The sequence below is a fragment of the Candidatus Endomicrobiellum agilis genome, from assembly GCF_020328115.1.
Taxonomy (GTDB): Bacteria; Elusimicrobiota; Endomicrobiia; order Endomicrobiales; family Endomicrobiaceae; genus Endomicrobiellum; species Endomicrobiellum agilis.
Genome location: NZ_JAIXMW010000001.1, coordinates 151223 through 170171, shown reverse-complemented (window position 1 = coordinate 170171; position 18949 = coordinate 151223). Strand labels below are relative to the sequence as shown.

Annotated in this window: 19 protein-coding genes; all 19 read right to left on the bottom strand. The window is 37.2% G+C overall.

Annotated elements, in window-relative coordinates; translation table 11 throughout:
• Positions 1-329 precede the first annotated feature (329 nt).
• Positions 330-935, bottom strand: coding sequence for an SMC-Scp complex subunit ScpB (gene scpB, locus LE179_RS00770; protein WP_374128468.1), 606 nt, complete (start codon positions 933-935; stop codon positions 330-332).
• Between the two features lie 69 nt (positions 936-1004).
• Positions 1005-1784: a ScpA family protein gene (locus LE179_RS00765; protein ID WP_374128467.1), complete on the bottom strand. Its 780-nt coding sequence runs from the start codon at positions 1782-1784 to the stop codon at positions 1005-1007.
• Positions 1785-1903: 119 nt separating this feature from the next.
• Complete coding sequence (gene trpS / locus LE179_RS00760; RefSeq protein ID WP_374128466.1) at positions 1904-2878, bottom strand: tryptophan--tRNA ligase; 975 nt, start codon at positions 2876-2878, stop codon at positions 1904-1906.
• Positions 2879-2928: 50 nt separating this feature from the next.
• On the bottom strand, positions 2929-3564 hold the full coding sequence (locus LE179_RS00755; protein ID WP_374128465.1) for a site-2 protease family protein: 636 nt from the start codon (positions 3562-3564) through the stop codon (positions 2929-2931).
• Positions 3565-3869: 305 nt separating this feature from the next.
• On the bottom strand, positions 3870-4211 hold the full coding sequence (locus LE179_RS00750) for a hypothetical protein (protein WP_374128464.1): 342 nt from the start codon (positions 4209-4211) through the stop codon (positions 3870-3872).
• A 697-nt stretch (positions 4212-4908) separates the two neighbouring features.
• On the bottom strand, positions 4909-6414 hold the full coding sequence (locus LE179_RS00745) for an FAD-binding oxidoreductase (RefSeq protein WP_374128463.1): 1506 nt from the start codon (positions 6412-6414) through the stop codon (positions 4909-4911).
• Between the two features lie 105 nt (positions 6415-6519).
• On the bottom strand, positions 6520-8883 hold the full coding sequence (pheT, locus tag LE179_RS00740; RefSeq protein WP_374128462.1) for a phenylalanine--tRNA ligase subunit beta: 2364 nt from the start codon (positions 8881-8883) through the stop codon (positions 6520-6522).
• A gap of 360 nt (positions 8884-9243) precedes the next feature.
• Positions 9244-10263 (bottom strand): phenylalanine--tRNA ligase subunit alpha, encoded by a 1020-nt coding sequence (gene pheS / locus LE179_RS00735; RefSeq protein ID WP_374128461.1) that lies wholly within the window; start codon positions 10261-10263, stop codon positions 9244-9246.
• A gap of 67 nt (positions 10264-10330) precedes the next feature.
• Complete coding sequence (locus LE179_RS00730; protein ID WP_374128460.1) at positions 10331-10618, bottom strand: tetratricopeptide repeat protein; 288 nt, start codon at positions 10616-10618, stop codon at positions 10331-10333.
• Positions 10619-10629: 11 nt separating this feature from the next.
• Entirely contained in the window at positions 10630-11319 is a 690-nt protein-coding gene (locus LE179_RS00725; protein WP_374128459.1) for a TrkA family potassium uptake protein, read from the bottom strand.
• 92 nt (positions 11320-11411) lie between these two features.
• The gene (locus tag LE179_RS00720; protein WP_374128458.1) at positions 11412-12719 is read right to left on the bottom strand and encodes a TrkH family potassium uptake protein; all 1308 of its coding nucleotides are present in this window, start codon (positions 12717-12719) and stop codon (positions 11412-11414) included.
• Positions 12720-12725: 6 nt separating this feature from the next.
• Positions 12726-13073 carry a 50S ribosomal protein L20 gene (rplT, locus tag LE179_RS00715; protein WP_374128457.1) on the bottom strand — a complete coding sequence of 116 codons (348 nt, stop codon included), beginning with the start codon at positions 13071-13073 and terminating at the stop codon, positions 12726-12728.
• A gap of 29 nt (positions 13074-13102) precedes the next feature.
• Entirely contained in the window at positions 13103-13294 is a 192-nt protein-coding gene (gene rpmI / locus LE179_RS00710; protein ID WP_374128573.1) for a 50S ribosomal protein L35, read from the bottom strand.
• A gap of 87 nt (positions 13295-13381) precedes the next feature.
• A complete protein-coding gene (gene infC, locus LE179_RS00705; RefSeq protein ID WP_374128456.1) occupies positions 13382-13921 on the bottom strand; it encodes a translation initiation factor IF-3 in 540 nt (179 codons plus the stop codon).
• A 410-nt stretch (positions 13922-14331) separates the two neighbouring features.
• Positions 14332-15129, bottom strand: a complete 798-nt coding sequence (locus LE179_RS00700) for a type III pantothenate kinase (protein WP_374128455.1) — start codon at positions 15127-15129, stop codon at positions 14332-14334.
• 378 nt (positions 15130-15507) lie between these two features.
• Positions 15508-15639 (bottom strand): hypothetical protein, encoded by a 132-nt coding sequence (locus LE179_RS00695; RefSeq protein ID WP_374128454.1) that lies wholly within the window; start codon positions 15637-15639, stop codon positions 15508-15510.
• 372 nt (positions 15640-16011) lie between these two features.
• The gene (locus LE179_RS00690; RefSeq protein WP_374128453.1) at positions 16012-16566 is read right to left on the bottom strand and encodes a Fe-S-containing hydro-lyase; all 555 of its coding nucleotides are present in this window, start codon (positions 16564-16566) and stop codon (positions 16012-16014) included.
• Positions 16563-17402: a fumarate hydratase gene (locus LE179_RS00685; protein WP_374128452.1), complete on the bottom strand. Its 840-nt coding sequence runs from the start codon at positions 17400-17402 to the stop codon at positions 16563-16565. The genes LE179_RS00690 and LE179_RS00685 overlap by 4 nt, the downstream gene beginning before the upstream one ends.
• Positions 17383-18735: an NADP-dependent malic enzyme gene (locus LE179_RS00680; protein ID WP_374128451.1), complete on the bottom strand. Its 1353-nt coding sequence runs from the start codon at positions 18733-18735 to the stop codon at positions 17383-17385. Before LE179_RS00680 ends, LE179_RS00685 begins: the two co-directional genes overlap by 20 nt.
• Positions 18736-18949 lie beyond the last annotated feature (214 nt).

Sequence of the window (18949 nt, the reverse complement as noted above, 5' to 3'; positions counted from 1 at the left end):
AAGCGTTGAAGAAGCTGTACAATATGTTTATTAACAGATAATTGATAAAAAGGAACTTCATCAAAATTTTTAGCGAGCAAAGCCCAAACCGCATAATTATCAACGTCTTTAAATCTTAAATTAATATAATCAAGTCCTCTTTGAGTTCTGCAAGAAATAAATGTCTGTCGTGAACTCTCACCGTATTTTTTTATTTTTGAGCCAAATTGTCAAAAGCTTTGAGTATCCCAAACCATTAGCCGCTCAAGCGCCCAACTTTATCATAGCCGAAACGGTTTTTCCAAATTCTTTATGAGCTTAAGCTGTCACTGGATATTACCCATACCATACTAAGCAGGAACCTCGCCGTCGGAATTTTCGCCGCCAAAAGGCAGCTCCGGTTCAGGAACATTGGCGGTTTGCTGCGCATTCTTCGGCATATCTTCAATTAGAGGAAGTTCGCTTAAATGAGCAAGTCCGAAATGTTTCAGAAAATCCTGCGTCGTGCCGTAAAGCAAAGGTTTTCCCAACGCTTCTTTTTTGCCTACTATTTTTATCAACCTTCTTTCAAGGAGAGTGTCAATAACGCCTGAAGATTCAACGCCTCTGATTTCGTCAATTTCAGCCCGTGTTATAGGCTGTTTATACGCAATCACTGCAAGCGTTTCAAGAGCCGACGGAGACAATTTCAAGACTGACTTTTCTTTGAGAAGCTTTCTTATCCAAGGAGAATATTCAGGTTTTGTAGCAAAAGTCCAGCCGCCTGCGACGAATTTAATTTCATAGGGTTTATTTAAACCTGCATATTTTTCTTTGAGATCGTTTAAAATGTTTTCAACATTATCCGTATCGGGATAATCAGCTTTTATAAGCTCTTTCAGTTCTTTTAAACTCAAAGGTCTTTCGGAAGCAAAAAGTAACGCCTCCAAGATCTGGCTGACTTCAGATATTTCCATCGTCTTCCTCTTGCGATATATCGATTCCAGATATCCAGAGATTAAATCTAAACCGAGAACGGCAGATTCCTATGAAAGTTGTTCCCGCCTGTCTTTATTTTCCGCAAATTTAAAAATATATTTATTATCTTCTTCCGCCTCAGTTCCAATTTCATTATTATAGATTCTATAAATTCTTATTTCTGAAAATAATTCAGACTGCTTAGCGGCGATTTGTTTATTTCTTATAAGTTCCAAAACAGCTATAAAACACACTACCAGCGCCATTTTGGTCTTCTGCATTTCCAACATTCCTGTAAAAGAAATATATTGTTTCCCTTCTAGAATATCAAGAATTTCCCTGATTTTTGTTTCAATGGGAATTTCCTGATACATAATTTCCTTTATATTTTCCGGAAGCGCCGCTAAAGCTTTGCGGAAACTGCTTACCAAATCAAAAATTGTGACGTTTAAAACAAAATCTCGCTTATCTATAGCCGGCGCCGGCCTATAGTAAATCTGCGAATTTTCCATAATTCTATACGACAGCAGTTTCCCGACTTCTTTATATTTCTGATATTCAACAAGTTTCTCTTTAAGTCGATTTAAAGAATCGTCCTCTTCGCTCTCTTTTTCATCGCTTGACGGAATAAGGCTTCTCGCTTTTATTTGCATAAGAGTCGACGCCATGAGAAGAAATTCACCCGCTAAGCCAATGTTGAGTTTTTGCATTAAATCAAGATACGCAAGATATTCGGCTGTTATCTCGGCTATTTTTATATTTTTAATTTCCAAATCATTCTTTTTTATAAGATGTAAAAGAATATCTAAAGGACCTTCGAATGCGTCAAGGTGTATATCATAAGCCATGATAATCTACTATCCTAGTAGAGAGAAAGCTTTGCTTTCCGAGAGCATCTCTTCTTTAAATTCTCTCCAGATCATTTAAAATCCCGCTCATTTTCAAAAATACAAACAACTGATAACGGTTATAAAAATTTTAACGCTCTGCGGACTTCTCTCATTGTTTCCTGTGCAATTTCTACAGCTTTTTGGCTGCCCGTATCAATTACATTTTCTAAATACGCTTTATCAGCAATTAAATCTTTTCTTTTTTCAGTCAAAGGTTTCATAAATTCGGAAAGCATTTCCATCAGCTGTTTTTTGCAAGCCACGCAGCCTATTGCGCCCACTTCGCATTCTTTTTCCCTTTTTTTGCATTCTTTGTTAAATATCTCATGAAATGCAAAAACCACGCAGCCACGCGGATGTCCGGAATCGTCCTTTTTTATCTTTAGAGGATCCGTAAACATATTTTTAACTTTATCTTTTAAAATATCGTCGCTTTCACCGAGCAAAATCGAGTTGCCGTAAGATTTTGACATTTTTCTTCCGTCTAATCCCGGAACTCTTGCGGCTTTCGTAAGTTTTTCCCGCGGTTCGACAAGAATATTTCCGTAAAAGTTGTTAAATCTTCTCGCTATTTCGCGGGTAAGCTCCAAATGAGAAAGCTGATCTTTTCCGACAGGAACAATATCGGCCTTGTACAACAAGATATCCGCAGACATTAAAATCGGATACCCTAAAAAACCATAATTGTTGAGATCTTTATTCTTTATCTCATTTCTTTGTTCTTTATACGTAGGACATCTCTGAAGCCAGCTTAAAGGAGTTATCATGGAAAGCACTAAAAACAGCTCGCTGTGCTGAAGTACTCTTGATTGTTTAAAAAGTACGCTTTTTTCAGGATCTATACCTACAGTGATCCAATCGGCAACCATTTCCAAAGTATTTTCATCGAGTTTAGAGGTATCGGCATAATCCGTAGTTAAAGCATGCCAGTCCGCCGACATATAATAACATTCGCATTCATTTTGAAACTCAACCCAATTCCGTAAAGCGCCGAAATAGTGACCCAAATGAAGCCTGCCCGTCGGACGTATACCCGACAATACTCTGCCCATATAATTTTCTCTGTTTATCCTAAAAATCTTTTAGCAGTCATCTGAAAATATCAAAAAGTAGCTCCGCTAAAAGCCATTACAAAAAGATTTATGACGGGATATATAAATCCCCATATTATTTCCGATGACAATATTACAAACAGCATTATTAAACAAATGTATGGATCTAGGCTTAAGTATTTTACCGCAATCTTTTCAGGCAAAAAATACATCACAATTTTTGAACCGTCAAACGGCGGAATCGGTATAAGATTTATAATCACAAGGACAATATTTACAATAAGCATTGCGTATAAAAAAGATTTTATTGACCAGCCGAATCCGATCTCAAAATTCGGAAACGCTTTTATAAGGCGTATTCCGAGTCCAGACAGAAAAGCAAGCAGCATATTAGAGGCAGGTCCCGCAAGAGAAACGAGCGGAATATCGACTCTAGGATTTTTTAAATTTTTGTAGTTTAAAGGAACAGGTCTCGCCCATCCGAAAAGAATAGGCGCTTTCAGAAGCAACAACATTATCGGAAGTAAAATACTGCCGAACAGCTCTATATGCGATATAGGGTTTAAAGTAATGCGTCCTGCTATTTTAGCTGTATCATCGCCTCTTAAATGAGCTGCATATCCGTGCGCTACTTCATGAATTATTACCGAAAAAATTAAAATAACAATATATTCAAATACCGCCATCGCTACCTTTCTATATTTATATTATTTATTGAAATATCATACAAAAACCGATGAGTAATTTTACGTTTTTTGAACTCCTTTGTCAAACCTAAATATTGGTCATAGCATCAATTGTCTTTAACATTTTTTGATGCAAAATGTGTTCATTAGTATCTTCATTCAATTGGTCTATCTTGCCCTATTTGTACCAGTTTGCAAATCCAAACTTGCATTCATTTTCATATCCACACCCAGTAATACCAGACAGTCACCCCAATACAAATACTTCCCGTTATCTCTGTCTCTATCCATAAAGCGCGATGGTTTTACATATCGTTGGAAGAGTTAATCACGTCATTTTTGTACTCCGCAAAGCAAGCGTTCGTTTCCTCAAACATCTGAACCTTATCTTCAAGTAACTCGTTCTCTTGGGCAAAATTTTTATGCTTCACCTCTTGAACTCTGCTTGAAAAGCATCTATCCTCTGCCTTTGCATTTCTACATTGTCGCGTAGGAGAAGCAACGCTATTCCTAAGAGTTTTAATATCGCGCGCTGCTTTTTCTTTCATCAAATTGAATATACTTTGTAAGACGAGAGACGTTCGCATTTTGAGCGACATGAAGAGTATATTGCACTGTTTTCCCAAAACGCCTTCTTTATAAGACATTTTCACTTTCCATCTCTTCTCGACTACACCGAATAACTTCCATTATCTCCTCTGCATTTCTCATTTTCCATTTATCCTTTTCGCCTGCTTAAACAAACAGGCTGTTTAATAAAACAGTTATTTGATAAAAGCACGCCGTTACCAACAAACAGGCTGCGCCGGCTCGACAGCAGTCCGTTGGTAGGAAAGGACGAGAGAGGACGATAGTAGTTAATAGGCTCGTCGGTATATAGCAAGTAATTCCTGCGCTTAACGCCGCCAATAGGGCAATTACCGCTTCGCCAAGCAGCGTTATGTTTTTCCATCTCCCGCTACGAACAGCCTGTCGCTGTGCTGGCATAGGGATAGGTTTACAAATTATTATGTTTTTTTCCACAACCTCTTTTATTATAAATTCTTTTCTTTTTGTTCTCTGGTGATACAGATTACAACAAATAATTCTCTTTTTTTGCCAAATCGCACATTACGCACATCTATTTATCAAAAACCTCTATACTATTACCTCTGTCATAAGCCCAACGTCATTTACATAAACGTTAAATGTCAAGCCAGCTTCAAATTAAGACAAGGCGTCTTGGTATATTTTCCGCGTATCTCAGCATATCTTCTTAATCCTAAAACTCACAAAATATAGTGCTTAGCAGGGAAAAACAAATATTCAATGTATGTTTTTATTTTTTCAACAAGCCGTAGTTAATTATTGAATTCGCTGAAGATAATCTTTCGGAAATATGTTATCTCGTCCTAAAATTCCCGATTCATCAAGACTTTTTTTGAATTTCGCCATTTCTTTAAAGCCTTCTTCGCCAAGCATCTTTTCCAGCAAAATATGTTTAAGTTTTCCTATTCCGTGTTCCGCAGAAACCGTTCCGCCAAGCTCAACGGCTTTTTGGGCAATATCCACGCACATTTGTTTACATTGCTTGTATTCTTCGTCATTTGAAGCTATAATATTTGCATGTAGATGATTCTCGCCTATGTGTCCGAAAGTTAAATTAAAAATACCAGCTTTCTCAAATTCTTTGTCGCAAAAGTCAACAATTTCGCGCAATGTTCCCTCCGGAACGGCAAAATCCGTACCGACTTTCGGGATATTAGTCTTCCTTATCATTTCATTTACGCGCTCCGGAATTCTGTGCCTGAAAACTCTGAATTCCTCCTGCTGCACCAAATTTGAAGCAAACCAGACTTTTTCTAAATCAACGCCGCCTGCGCTGATAACTTCAACCCATTTTTCCATTAAAATATCAAAATTGTCTCCGTATATATCCTGCTCAAACATAATGCCCGCCTCAACATTTTCAGGTATGGCGGGATAATCACTCTTTATCATAAGCAACGCATTCTTATTAAAATACTCCAAAGACATAGCGCTGATTGAATCTTTTAAATTTTCTTTTTCTGTTTTCTTAGAAATAGTTTTTATCTTGTCTACAAATTCGTACGCGCTGCCGCGGGTTTCAAAAAATATTATTCCGCCAAAAACTTCTTTAAAATGAGGAATGAGTTTAAGCACAGCTTCAACAATAACGCAGAGAGTGCCATCGGAACCTATAAAAATGTCAGCTAAATCGGTGGCGGGATAATTGTAATATCCCGCGACGTTTTTTACGGCAGGTAAACGGTACTTTGGAAGTACGATGTGTTTTTTACCTTTACTCGTGTCAAAAGTTATCCCGCCGTTTTTATCCGCGAAATATTCTCCCCTTTTAACATAACTTTGAGAGCCGTCTGAAAAAACGACTTTTAAAGCCTCGACATAATCTCTTGTCACGCCAAATTTAAAACCTCTGCCGCCTGAAGCATTAGTTGAAATATTCCCTCCGATAGACGCGTTTTTTTCGGTAGGATCAGGCGGGTACATCCAGCCTTTGCTAAAAGTTTTTAATTTTACATCGCAAATTCTCGCTCCCGACTGAACAGTGATCAGAGCGTTCTTATCATCGATTCTCTCTACCTCGCCAATTTTATTTAACTTTTCCAAAGATAATACAGCACCACCGAATGCAAGTCCGGAAGCGGTATTTCCCGTAAGCGCTCCCGCAACCGTCACCGGCGTTTCTGACTCAGACATTTCATAAAGAAATCCGGGTATATCGTCTTCTGTTTCCGCCACTGCGACAAAATCGGCGAAAGCCCCTCTAAGACCCGAATTATCTTCAAAATAATTTTGGATTGTATCTTTATTTTTTTTTATTATCATTCTATTTTTCTAAACATCATTTCTTCTGTCAATAGACATTTATCCAACTATAGTTTAAGAAATATTCCCGCTATGCGTTTACTTTAAATCTCTGACACCGTATTTCTAGCGTCTTAGTTTAACACCGCAATCAGCGTTGAGCTTTTGCAGCAGGACATCTATATCCTCATTGACTTCCACATCGGTTAATGTTCTTTCATTGTTTCTATAAGACAATCTGAATGAATAGCTAATTTTGCCATCGCCTATTTTAGCGATATCGGAATACACTGAAAACAGCGAATACTCTTTTAAAATACCGCCGGATTTCATAACGCTTTTAATAACTTTTTCTATTTTTGCAAATTGCAAATCTCTATCTGCAGTCACTGCAATGTCTCTTTTCACAACGGGAAACTTTGAATACGCTTTATATAGAGATTTTTTTTCGGCACAAACGTTCTCAAGCGGTTCTAAATCAATCTCAAAGTAGAAGACGTCGCCTTTAACATCGTCGCTCATTGACGGTTTCAAAACACCGAACTGTCCTACAGGTTTTCCATTGTAAACAACAGCTGCGGTTTTTCCAGAATGGTAATAGTTTTCAGGGTTCAAATTTTCTGCAATTATAAATTCATCTGACGGCAAAATATTTCTCACTATTGCACCGCCGAAATAAAAGTCGTATTCGGGACTAACTCCCTTTTCCGCCCATTTCCACCATTCTCGCCAGATCTTGCCGTACATTATAGCCGCAAAAGATTTTCTTTCGCCTAACACGGTAAAAATTTTACCGTACTCAAATAAAGTCACCGTTTCTGAACACTGCCCGACATTAAGCAACAGATTTTTATATAGCGCTGGCAGCAAAGACGGTCTTAAAACTTCGTTTTCTTTTGACATGGGGTTCGCTATTTTATAAGAATATTTTAAATGAAACTTTTCCAATTCGCTGATCTCTGAAAAACTGTAATTTAAAGCTTCGCTAAAGCCAAATCCGTTTAATTTAACTTTGAATCCTTCGGCCACAGCAGAAAGAAGCGAATTACCAGGCGCATAGACCTTAACTGCACATTTTTCAGGAGACGCTATGACGTCATATCCTTTAATCCTTGCAACTTCTTCAATTAAATCCACTTCCTCTTTTATATCGTTGCGCCATGACGGGATAGTACATAAAATCACTGCGCCTTTGGACTGCAAATCTATCCCCAGATATCTTAAAATTTCCGCTATCTCATCTTCTTTAACATCGCAGCCTAGAACTTTAGACACTTTTTCAACTTTTAAAGCTATACTTGCCCTTTCATATTTAACAGTCCGCAAATCTCCTCTCGCATCCATTCTGCCACCCGCAATTTCAATTATGAGATTAGCAGCCCTCCATGACGCAAGCTCGGTTATATCCCACCCCAATCCTCTTTCAAATCTGTAAGAAGAGTCGCTTGAAAGATTTAATTTTTTTGAAGTTTTTCTTACCGAAACTGCGTCAAAAATCGCACTTTCTAAAAATACGGTTTCGGTTTTTTCGTCAATGCCCGAACACTCGCCGCCCATTATTCCTGCAATTGCAATAGGCTTTTCGCTGCTCGCTATTACAAGCATCTCGGAATCAAGCTTATACTCTCTGCCGTTGAGAGCAATTATTTTCTCGGAATCGACAGCTTTTCTTATAACAATCTTTCTAGACGAAAGTTTCGCTATGTCAAAAGCATGCAACGGCTGTCCCAACTCAATCATAACATAGTTAGTTATGTCAACGACGTTATTGACGGGTCTTATCCCGCTCTTTTCTAAAGCATCTGCAATCCATTTTGGCGATGGACCTATTTTAACGCCTGATATAACGCTTCCTATATAGCGGTGACACAAGTCAGATTTTAGCTCGACGCAATTTAAGTCCGCGACATTGAAAGTCTCTATTGCCGGAAGAGTCGGTATTTTACGCAGTTTTGCGCCTATTTCCCTTGCGACTCCCAAATGACTTAAACAATCGCCTCTGTTTGTAGTTATTTCTATTTCAAGTATTGAATCAAGCTCGGTTAGAACGTTTTCAAGAGCGACGCCCGCTTTTATATTCTCGTCAAGAACTAAAATACCGTCGGATTCTTTTTTTAGTCCGAGTTCCGCTTCAGAGCATATCATACCCTCAGACCAGATTCCTCTTATTTTGGATTTCTTTATTTTAAAATCTCTCGGCAGAACGGCGCCGATTTTCGCAAGAGGAACAATTTGTCCTGCGGCAATGTTTTTTGCGCCGCACACTATTGAATAATTCTCCAAACCGTCGCTAACTTTACATAAAGAAAGTTTGTCCGCTTCGGGATGCTTTTGCACGTCTAAGACTTTTACCGCAACAACATTACTCCAGCCGCATCCGGTTGAAACAACGAAAGTCTCAATGCCTGCGGAAACAAGCATTGACGCAAGTTCCTGTGGGCTCAGGTCAAAACCTACAAACTTTTTAAGCCAATTATACGATATCTTCATTCCACAAGTCCTCGTCTTTTCCAACGGCACAAGATGACGGCATAAAACTCCGTTTGAACATACAAACCGTTATTTTAGAACTTAAGTCCGAAACCTACCGCTGAAGAGACTTTGCCGTTAGCACGCCATTTGCGTCAACGCAGGCAATAAATCTGCTTTGCAAAATACTCCGTTCTTTATAGTTTAGTCTTATCCTGTATTATCGGCGGCTCTAAAACAAGAGAAATAAATCCTAGCTATTTGAATATGCTAAGAAGAACAAAATAATTTTGCCGAAAGTTTTCAAAGCATCAAGTTTTTGCAAAGATTTTTCAAAAATCGCACCCTTTCGCAATTGCAAACAAAAATGATTCCGCCTTCTTAAAATTGTTTTAAAAATCTCAAATCGTTTTCATAAAACAGTCGTATATCGTCTATTCCGTATTTTAACATTGTAATTCTTTCAACTCCTATGCCAAAAGCATAGCCAGTATATTTTTCAGAATCGTAATTAACGGCTTTTAAAACATTAGGATGAACCATTCCGCAGCCCAACGCCTCAATCCAGCCTGAATTCTTGCATACTCTGCAGCCCTTGCCTTTACAGAAAAAGCACTGTATATCAACTTCGGCGGACGGCTCTGTAAATTGAAAATGCGACGGTCTGAAACGCACGTTCAAATCGGAACCAAAAAATTTGTATATAAATTCGATAAGCACAGTCTTTAAATCCACAAACGATATATTTTCATCTACTTCAAAACCTTCAATTTGATGAAAAGTTGACGAATGAGAAGGGTCGGAAGCTTCATTCCTGTAAACTCTTCCGGGGACAATAACTTTCACCGGAGGTTTTTGTTTTTCCATAACATGAATCTGCCCCGGAGAAGTGTGAGTTCTAAGTAAATTTTTCATACCGGCGATATAAAAGGTATCCTGCACATCTCTTGCCGGATGATTTTTGGGTATATTTAAAGCTTCAAAGTTATACCAATCGGTTTCTATTTCAGGACCTTCAACAGACAGAAAGCCAAGCGACTCAAAAATAGAGACCATACCTTTTATTGTCTGAACTACGGGATGAAAACTTCCTTTTGAAAACGGAAAATAAAAACTTTGAGAATAATCTAATTTCTCTTTTTGCGTTTTTTCATCAAGCAAAATCTTCTCAAGATTTTTTTTCTTATTCTCAATTCCGCTTTCAATAATCTGTTTCGCTCGGTTCGCTTCCAAACCGATTCTTTTTCTATCCTCAATAGAATATTGCGATAGGGACTTCAAAATCTGCGTTAAAATGCCATTTTTCCCAAGATACAATATCCTCACGTTCTCAAGAGTCGCAACATCAGCATTTTCTATTTTTTTCGACGCTTCATCAATAAGCTGTCCAATATCGTTCATTACAGGACCCTGTTTTTACATTTATTTAAATCTGGAAATCAACCTCAATTAAACGCAGATATGCATTTTAATTTTCAATACCTATGAGCTTATTAAGCCTGTCTCTGACTATTTTATAGTCGGGCTTAACAGCTAATGCTTTCGAATACATTTCTTTCGCTTCGTTCATTAGATTCGAGCTCTCTTTGATAAGACCTATATTGTAATAAGCCTCAGCATTGCCAGGATTTATTTCTAAAGCTTTTTTAAATTCAGACACGGCTTCATCATATTTATTATTCAGGAAATAAAATTTCCCCAGCTCTATATGATCCGCTTCGCTTGAAACTATGCCTTCCATATCTATACTACTCATTATTATCCTCATTATCCTCTTAATTTTGCTACAGACTTTTCAGAACCTATGACAACCAAAATATCATTTCGGCCGATTTCATCGTCAGATCCCGGCATCATATTTATTTCCTCTTTTATATCGCTCTGCCCGTCATCGTTGATAATTGGAACATGCTTACGTATGGCAATGATATTAACCCCGTAATTATTTCTGATGTTTGAATTTTTTATAGTCTTTCCCCAAATTTCTTTCGGAGCCACCACTTCAACTAAATTATAATCTTTTGAAAGTTCTATCTGCTCTAAAATATTCGGCATTACTATATTGTCTACAAGTTTTTTTGCCATTTCAAATTCCGGATAAACTACGGTGTCAACACCGAGCTTTGCCGCAACCTTTGAATGCCATCGACTTGAAGACTTGACAATAACATTTTTAACACCGAACTCCTTAACTATTAATATAGCAAGAATGCTAGTCTCTATATTTCCACCTATTGAAATTATAACGCTGTCGCAGTCCGCAACACCGGCATCTTCCATAGCTTTTTCATCGGTTGCATCAGCTATTAAAGCCTGAGTGACAAACTGACTTATTCGATTAACCGTTTCATTATTATTGTCAACAGCTAAAACTTGCATACCTTTTTTTGCAAGTTCCACCGCAACACTATAACCGAATGTTCCAAGTCCTATAACCGCAAACTGGTTCTTCTTCATTATTAATATTCCACTCTTTGTCATGATAAAAATGCAGTAAAGTATCCGGTTTTATATAGGGATTTCAACAAACAAAAATAATGTCAACCGCCTTACCCGACTAATATTCTTGCTTCGGGATATCTTATATCTTTCTTTTTAGCAGATGGATTCAATGCAACTATTAATAATGTAAGGATTCCTATCCTTCCCGCCATCATTGCAATAATAATAAGCACTTTGCCTCCAACTGATAAATCGCTTGTGATACCAAGCGACAATCCAACTGTTGCAAATGCTGAAACGACTTCAAAGACAACAGCAAGCGGACTTAAACAACTCTCCAACAAAACGAGAATCACTGAAAAAAACGCAATTGAAGCAAAAAATACGATGAAAACTACCAGCGCTTTTTTGATCAAGTCAACCGTGATACGCCTTTTAAATAAAACAAAATCGTCATCGCCCTTCAATATGCTTCTTACAAACACAAAAACTAATGCAAGCGTAGTAACTTTTATGCCGCCCGCAGTGCTTCCAGGAGAAGCGCCCGCCGACATTAAAAATAACAACATCACCTTGGCAAACTCATTAAACAAATTTAAAGGAATAGAATAAAAGCCTGCCGTTCTAGCACCCACAGCCTGAAAAAAAGCATTATTTATTAAATAAAATACTCCGTGTCCTTTTACTGTATTTGAAAACAGAAATAATATAAAAGCAAAAAACGTAATTCCAGCAGATACAGAAAGAACAACTTTCGTATGCGTCGACAAATGTAAACGATTTTCCTTATAGGTGTCATAAATGTCAACTATTACAAAAAAGCCAAGTCGGCCAAGAAGTACCAAAGCCGAAACTACATATAACAAAAACGGATTATCCGCAAATCCCGCCAGACTATCGTAAAAAAAACTAAAACCGGCATTGCAAAATGCCGTTATAGAATAAAATATACCTAAATACACTGACTTTGAAAGTGATGAAAAACTACCTAAAAAAATAAAAGTTAATACAACCGCTCCCACAAATTCTATCGTTAAAACAAAAAAAATAGCTTTTAAAAGAAGGTTTTTTAAACCGCTGAAGGACGATATGTTAAACATATCTTGCATTATGCGCCTGTCTTTCAAAGCAACTTTACCAAGTAGTAGAATAATAACAGTTGAGACAAACATATATCCCATACCGCCAAGTTGCACGAGAAGCAAAATAATTATCTGCCCGAATGTTGAATAATATTCGCCAATATTTACAACCGAAAGACCTGTAACGCATACGGCTGAAACAGCCGTAAACAAATTTGTAATAAAAGAAAAAGCGTTGAAATTGTGCGCGACAGGAAGCGATAAAAGCGCTGTTCCCACTATTGCCAGCCCTAAAAAAAACAATATTATTGTTTTTGCAGGAGAATAATTCATTTATTTTTATGCGGTTTTTGCGATTTCAATCAACTGCTTAAATACAACACTATCATTTACCGCTATCTCTGCAAGCATCTTTCTGTCTATTGTAATATTAGCTTTCTTCAGGCCAGAAATAAATTTATTATAAGAAATTCCTTCTTCTCTTACCGCGGCATTAAGACGTACTATCCAAAGAGTTCTGAAATTTGCTTTATTGTCTTTTCTTCCAGTATAAGCGTAATTAAGAGATCTTTCTACCTGCTGAATTACCATTCTCCAACGATTTTTCTTTGTCGAATAATATCCTTTCGCAAGTCTAAATATTTTTTTCTTTTTTTGTCTTGTATATACAGCGCTTTTCGTACGCATTTAAATCTCCCTCAGTTATATAAACACCGTTAAAAGCTATACGGCATAATCTTTTTCATAGTTCTCATATCCGCCTTTGCAACTATAATAGATTTTCTTGCTTTTCTGTTTTGGTTGCCGGAATCTCCGGTCAAAAGATGCCTTTGCCCGGGTTTTTTATATTTAACTTTTCCTTTTCCCGTAACTTTAAAGCGTTTTTTTGCGCCGCTGTGCATTTTCATCTTAGGCACTTATCCCTCCGCTGATTACAACAAACTGATTTACGTTTACAATTTGCTAAACCTAACATAGTCTGCTATAAATTAAATTTATTTTGCTTTTTTTGGAACTAGAGTTAAGAATACTCTTACACCCATCGAAGAAATCTTTCCTTCAGGACTTGCGATATCAGCCAAAGATTCTTTTATTTTATCTATAATTTTAATTCCTAAATCTTTATGCTGCATTTCTCTTCCAGAAAACATAGCCGTAATCTGCACTTTATCTCCGTCAGTAATAAATTCTCTGGCACGTTTAATTTTAACTTCTAAATCATGTTCGCTAATGCGAGATCTTATTCTTACTTCTTTAATATGAGAAATCTTTTGCTTCTTCTTGGCTTCTCTTTCTTTCTTATTCATCTCATACTTAAATTTAGAGAAGCTAATTATTCTGCATACAGGCGGATTTGCCTGTGGAGAAATTTCCACCAAATCTAAATCCTTTATATGTGCCTTTGCTAAAGCATCAACTGTCCTTATTACTCCTATCATCGTACCGTCAAAATCAACAAGCCTTACCTCTGGCGCTGTGATAAACTGGTTTATACGGAATCTTTTGCTTTCTACGGCTCCTCCTCTGACAAACACCTGTCAATTTTTCATAAAAAAAATCGGGGCGGAAATATAATCCCGCCCCGTAAATATACAATATAAAGCTACTTCTATATATATTTCTAACCTTTTCCCTTAAATTACAGATAGGTAAAGGTGAGCTGGGATAGCTGCTTTTTTATCTAGTAGTTAATTGATTGTATAATTGTATAATAACTATTTCCCTTTGTCAACGCATCAGCAAGAAATGAACTACATTCCTCAAGGTTTTTTACCAGCGCACACCAATAGCAACACAAAATAAAACAAAAAACTCCCCGTCAGAAAATTAGCATATAATTAAAATCAGTTTCAATCCTTAAATTTACCTCTTTTATCCAGCTTGCGACAATGAAAAGAGCTGAATGTCAGGATAGTTCAACACATTAAAACTTACAAATAAAACTCTATAAATCCTTGTTATTGTCGTTACTTTTTTCCCATATAATGCGTATTCCCTCCAAAGTCAAATCCGGCAAGATAATTTCTATTTCTTTTATCTCGCTTGCCACAAGGCTAGCTAAACCACCGGTAGCAACTATATGCTTTACTTCCATTTCCTTTTTCATTCTTGCGATGAGTTCTTTTACAAGTCCGACATAACCAAAATAAAGTCCGGACTGCATGCACTCAACAGTTGTAGCGCCTATTGACTTTAAAGGTTTTCTCATTTCCGTCCGCGGGAGCTGATCCGCCTTCAAATTGAGTAGCTGCGCCGAAATCGTCGGACCCGGAGCTATTGCACCGCCCATATATATTCCTTTAGAGTCTATACAGTCAAAAGTTGTCGCCGTACCAAAATCAATAACGATACAGCCGCCGCCATAAATGGAATATGCAGCTACAACGTCCGCAATTCTGTCAGCACCCGTCTCCCTAGAGTTCCCCTTTGCAAAAATAAACCCAACGCAGTTTTTATTATCTATAAAAAATATCTTTTTCCCAAAATATTTTTTTACAAGTTCTTCAAAAACAGCATTCAACGACGGAACAACACTTGCAACCGCGAAATCGCTTACTTTTTTTACGTCAAAATCTAAATAAAAAAACATATTCATAAGTATTGTCGCATACTCGTCGGAAGTTTGCTCTTTTACAGTTGACATTCTCCAAACTTTTAACGGGTTAGGTAAAACTTTCCCATTTTTCATACCAAACAAACCGACAGTTATATTTGTGTTACCGATATCTAACGCTAAAAACATACTTTCTCCAATAACAGCTTTGATACTCAAGATTGCAGCTCTGGAAAACAGAACACTATTTATAACATAATATTTTTGTTTCCCTTTTAATCTTAAAGCCTAAAAAAACTGCATACGATGGAAAAACTTTTCCTTATTTGTCTTTCCCGAGAGACCCTGTTAGTAACTCAACACTGTCATTCCTGAATGCTCTTGCCCGAAAATCTAATGAGAGGACTTGTCTTGCTTATCTTTCCCGAGTGTTTCTTTCGGGATTCTAACTTTATATTCCTCGGGATTCTTTCCCTTTTTTTAATGTGCTATTTCATCATACAAATCATGCCGCTCGGAATCCTTTTTTTTCTATTAACCTTATTTTCCAAAAGCGATTCCAAGTTTTTAAAATCTTTTCTCTTTATAGCTTTTTTCAACATCACTAAGCATCTCATAATAAACAAGTATCTTCAACTTATGCTTCTTAGCAAAACCATCGCAAAGGCTCTTTTTATGTCCATATATTCTACGAGCCAAAAAATTTGTAACGCCAATATACAAAACATCACTTCTTTTATTTGTCACGATATATAAAAATAATGTCTAATTTGCAACTCCCGCAAAAATCTTATTAAACTCAATTCTAGCTACAATGTATATAAAATAATACTTAATCAACTTTAGCAACTGCAAAACACAGATTCCCGACAGAAACTCTCGGGAAGGACTACACTGGATTTCCAATTGAAACTTTCGGAAATGACAATAGTAGATTCCTGATTAAAACCCTTGGTAAAAACAATAGCGGATTATTGGTAAAAACCTTCTGGAAGGACTGCGCTTTTATAAAGCTTTAATTGAAACGGAACAGTACAGAGAGTACTAAGAAATAACCGGATAATGTGTACATTAGTGCGTGCCTTTTTGCGAAGTTACAGTTCTGTTTAATTCAAAAATATTACTGCCTGTGCTGTCTACAGCAACAATCAACGGCATATCTTTAACTTCAAGCTTATAAACTGCTTCGGGTCCTAAATCTTCAAAAGCAATTAAATCGGCTTTTTTTACAGTCTTAGAAAGAAGTGCCGCAGCACCGCCGGTAGCAACGAGATATACCGCACCGTTTTCTTTTATCGAATTGACAACAGCCTCAGACCGCGCTCCTTTCCCAATTAAAAACTTAACACCTTCTTCTAAAATTTTGGGAGTAAAAACATCCATTCTTGAAGACGTTGTAGGACCACACGCTCCAATAACCGCGCCCGGTTTTGCAGGTGACGGACCGCAGTAATAAATCACAGCATTCTTTAAATTAAAAGGAGCTGCATCGCCGCTGTTTAACATAGCTATAATTCTTTTATGAGCAGCATCCCTTGCCGTATAAACAGTTCCACTGAGCAAAATTCTTCGCCCTGCTTTTAGTATTTCAGGATTTAAAACTAAATCTCGTAAACTTATTTTCATATTATAACAGTTTTTCTTCTGCAAGAATGGCACTGAATGCTTACAGCGACAGGAAGTGAGGCTATATGCGCTGGCTTTATTTCAATAAATACCGCCAAAGCCGTTGTTTTCCCGCCCATACCCATAGGACCTATATTTAATTTATTTATATCGTTTAATAATTCTATTTCTTTCTCGCCATAAAAAGCACTTTCATTTCCACTGCCTATTTCACGGAGTAGAGCTTTTTTTGACATAAGTCCGACAGACGCAAAGTCCCCACCTACGCCAACACCGACAACTAAAGGGGGACAAGCATTTCTGCCTTTTTCACTTACCGCACTTAAAACAAATTCTTTTATACCGTCCCAACCGACAGACGGAGTAAGCATTTTCAATGCACTTGCATTCTCGCTTCCGCCTCCCTTTGGCAAAAAAGTAATTTCTATTTTATCGCCGGATACTATATCGATATAAATATTTGCTGGCGTATTGTTTTTAGTATTTTTTCTTTCAATAGGATCAGATACAATGGATCCGCGCAAATAATTATTCGCATATCCTAAAGAGACGCCTTTATTTATTGCAGTGCAAATATCTCCGTCGCCAATATCCACATTTCTGCCGACTTTTATAAAAAAATTTGCCGTACCTGTGTCCTGACAGAGCGGAATCCGCTCCTCTTTTGCAATGTTTGCATTTTCAATAATTTCTTCTAAAATATCTTTTGCTGTATCTTTTTCCAAAACAACATTTTTTTCAAGAGCTTTTAAAACATCTACAGGAAGTTCAAAATTTGCTTCAGCGCACAAATTCTCTACGACATTGATTACAGTTTCAGATTTTATCTTTCGCACTTTTTATATAACCACTTTTCATCATTGTCTCAGTTATAGCTCTGCTTCTTTTTATAATTGCTTTTGCACCATCAAAAATTCTGTCATAATTCAATTTTTTGCCAGCTACTTTTTCTTTTATCGCTTTCACGCCTATAGCAGCGGCTACTTTAGGAAAAATTTCCCAGTCGTCCATAGTAGGAAGAATTTTATCAGGTTTTATTTTATTGTCTCCTATACAGGAAGCAAGTTCTGTTGCAGCCGTTATACACATACTATCCGTAATTGTTGAAGCTCTTACATCAAGCACCCCGCGAAAAACTCCAGGAAATCCCAAAGAGTTGTTTACCTGATTTGGAAAATCGCTTCTCCCTGTTGCAACTATGGCTGCTCCCGCTTCTCTCGCTTCCCATGGCCAAATTTCCGGCACGGGATTTGCGCACGTAAAAACTATGGGGTTTTTAGCCATTCTTTCTATCCACTCTTTCTTTATTACTCCAGGTCCCGGAGCTGACAAAGCAATAACAGCATCGGCATTTTCCATAGCTTCTTTAATTCCACCGCATACACTGTTTATATTCGTATCAACGGCTAACACCCATTTTTCAGGAAATGGTTTCAAATCAAATCTCTCTTTATGCAAAGTGCCTTTTAAGTCAGCAATGATTATATTTGCAGGATCCACACCATAAAGAATTAAAAGTCTTGATATGCATATATTTGCGGCGCCTGCTCCTATCATTGCAATTTTAACTTTTTCTATTTTTTTGCCAACAACTTTTAAAGCGTTTATAAAGCCTGCAAGTGTCACAAGAGCCGTTCCTTGCTGATCATCATGCCATACAGGTATATGGCATTCTTTTCTCAAAGTATTTAATACCGGGAAACACTTCGGCTGTTCTATATCTTCCAAATTCACGCCGCCGAAAGATGGCTGCAATATCTTTACAGTCTGCACTATTTCTTTCTCGTCTTTTGTACCAAGACATATAGGATACGCATCAACTCCGCCAAGATATTTGTATAAAAGAGCTTTTCCTTCCATAACGGGCATTCCGGCTTCAGGTCCTATGTCGCCAAGTCCTAAAACTCTCGTCCCATCGCTTACTATCGCAACGCTATTCCATTTATTTGTATATTCATACACAAGCTCAGGGTTCTTGTAAATATCAGTGCAGACTGCTGCGACTCCAGGACTATACCATATTGAAAAATCATTTAAATCTTTAACTCTGCATTTGGGAACCACTTCAATCTTACCGCGATAAAAAGGATGCAATTTTCTGGCAATTTTCGACGGTTCCTGCGCCGCTTCTAAAAGCTTTTTTACGTCAACTTTCTTCTGTTTCTTCATTTTATTTTCCTGTCAAAAAAACTTACATCACAACATATATTTTATCCAGAAACACATTATCAAATTATCAATAATTCCGACGGCATTTCTTCAGTCAAACAAGCGATTCTCTAACACTAACCTTTAGAAATCTCGTCTAAATTTTTCAGTTTTAAGCATTTTTTGCAAATTTGTTGGCTTTCAAAAAGTACAAGGTATTATATATCTTTAAGCG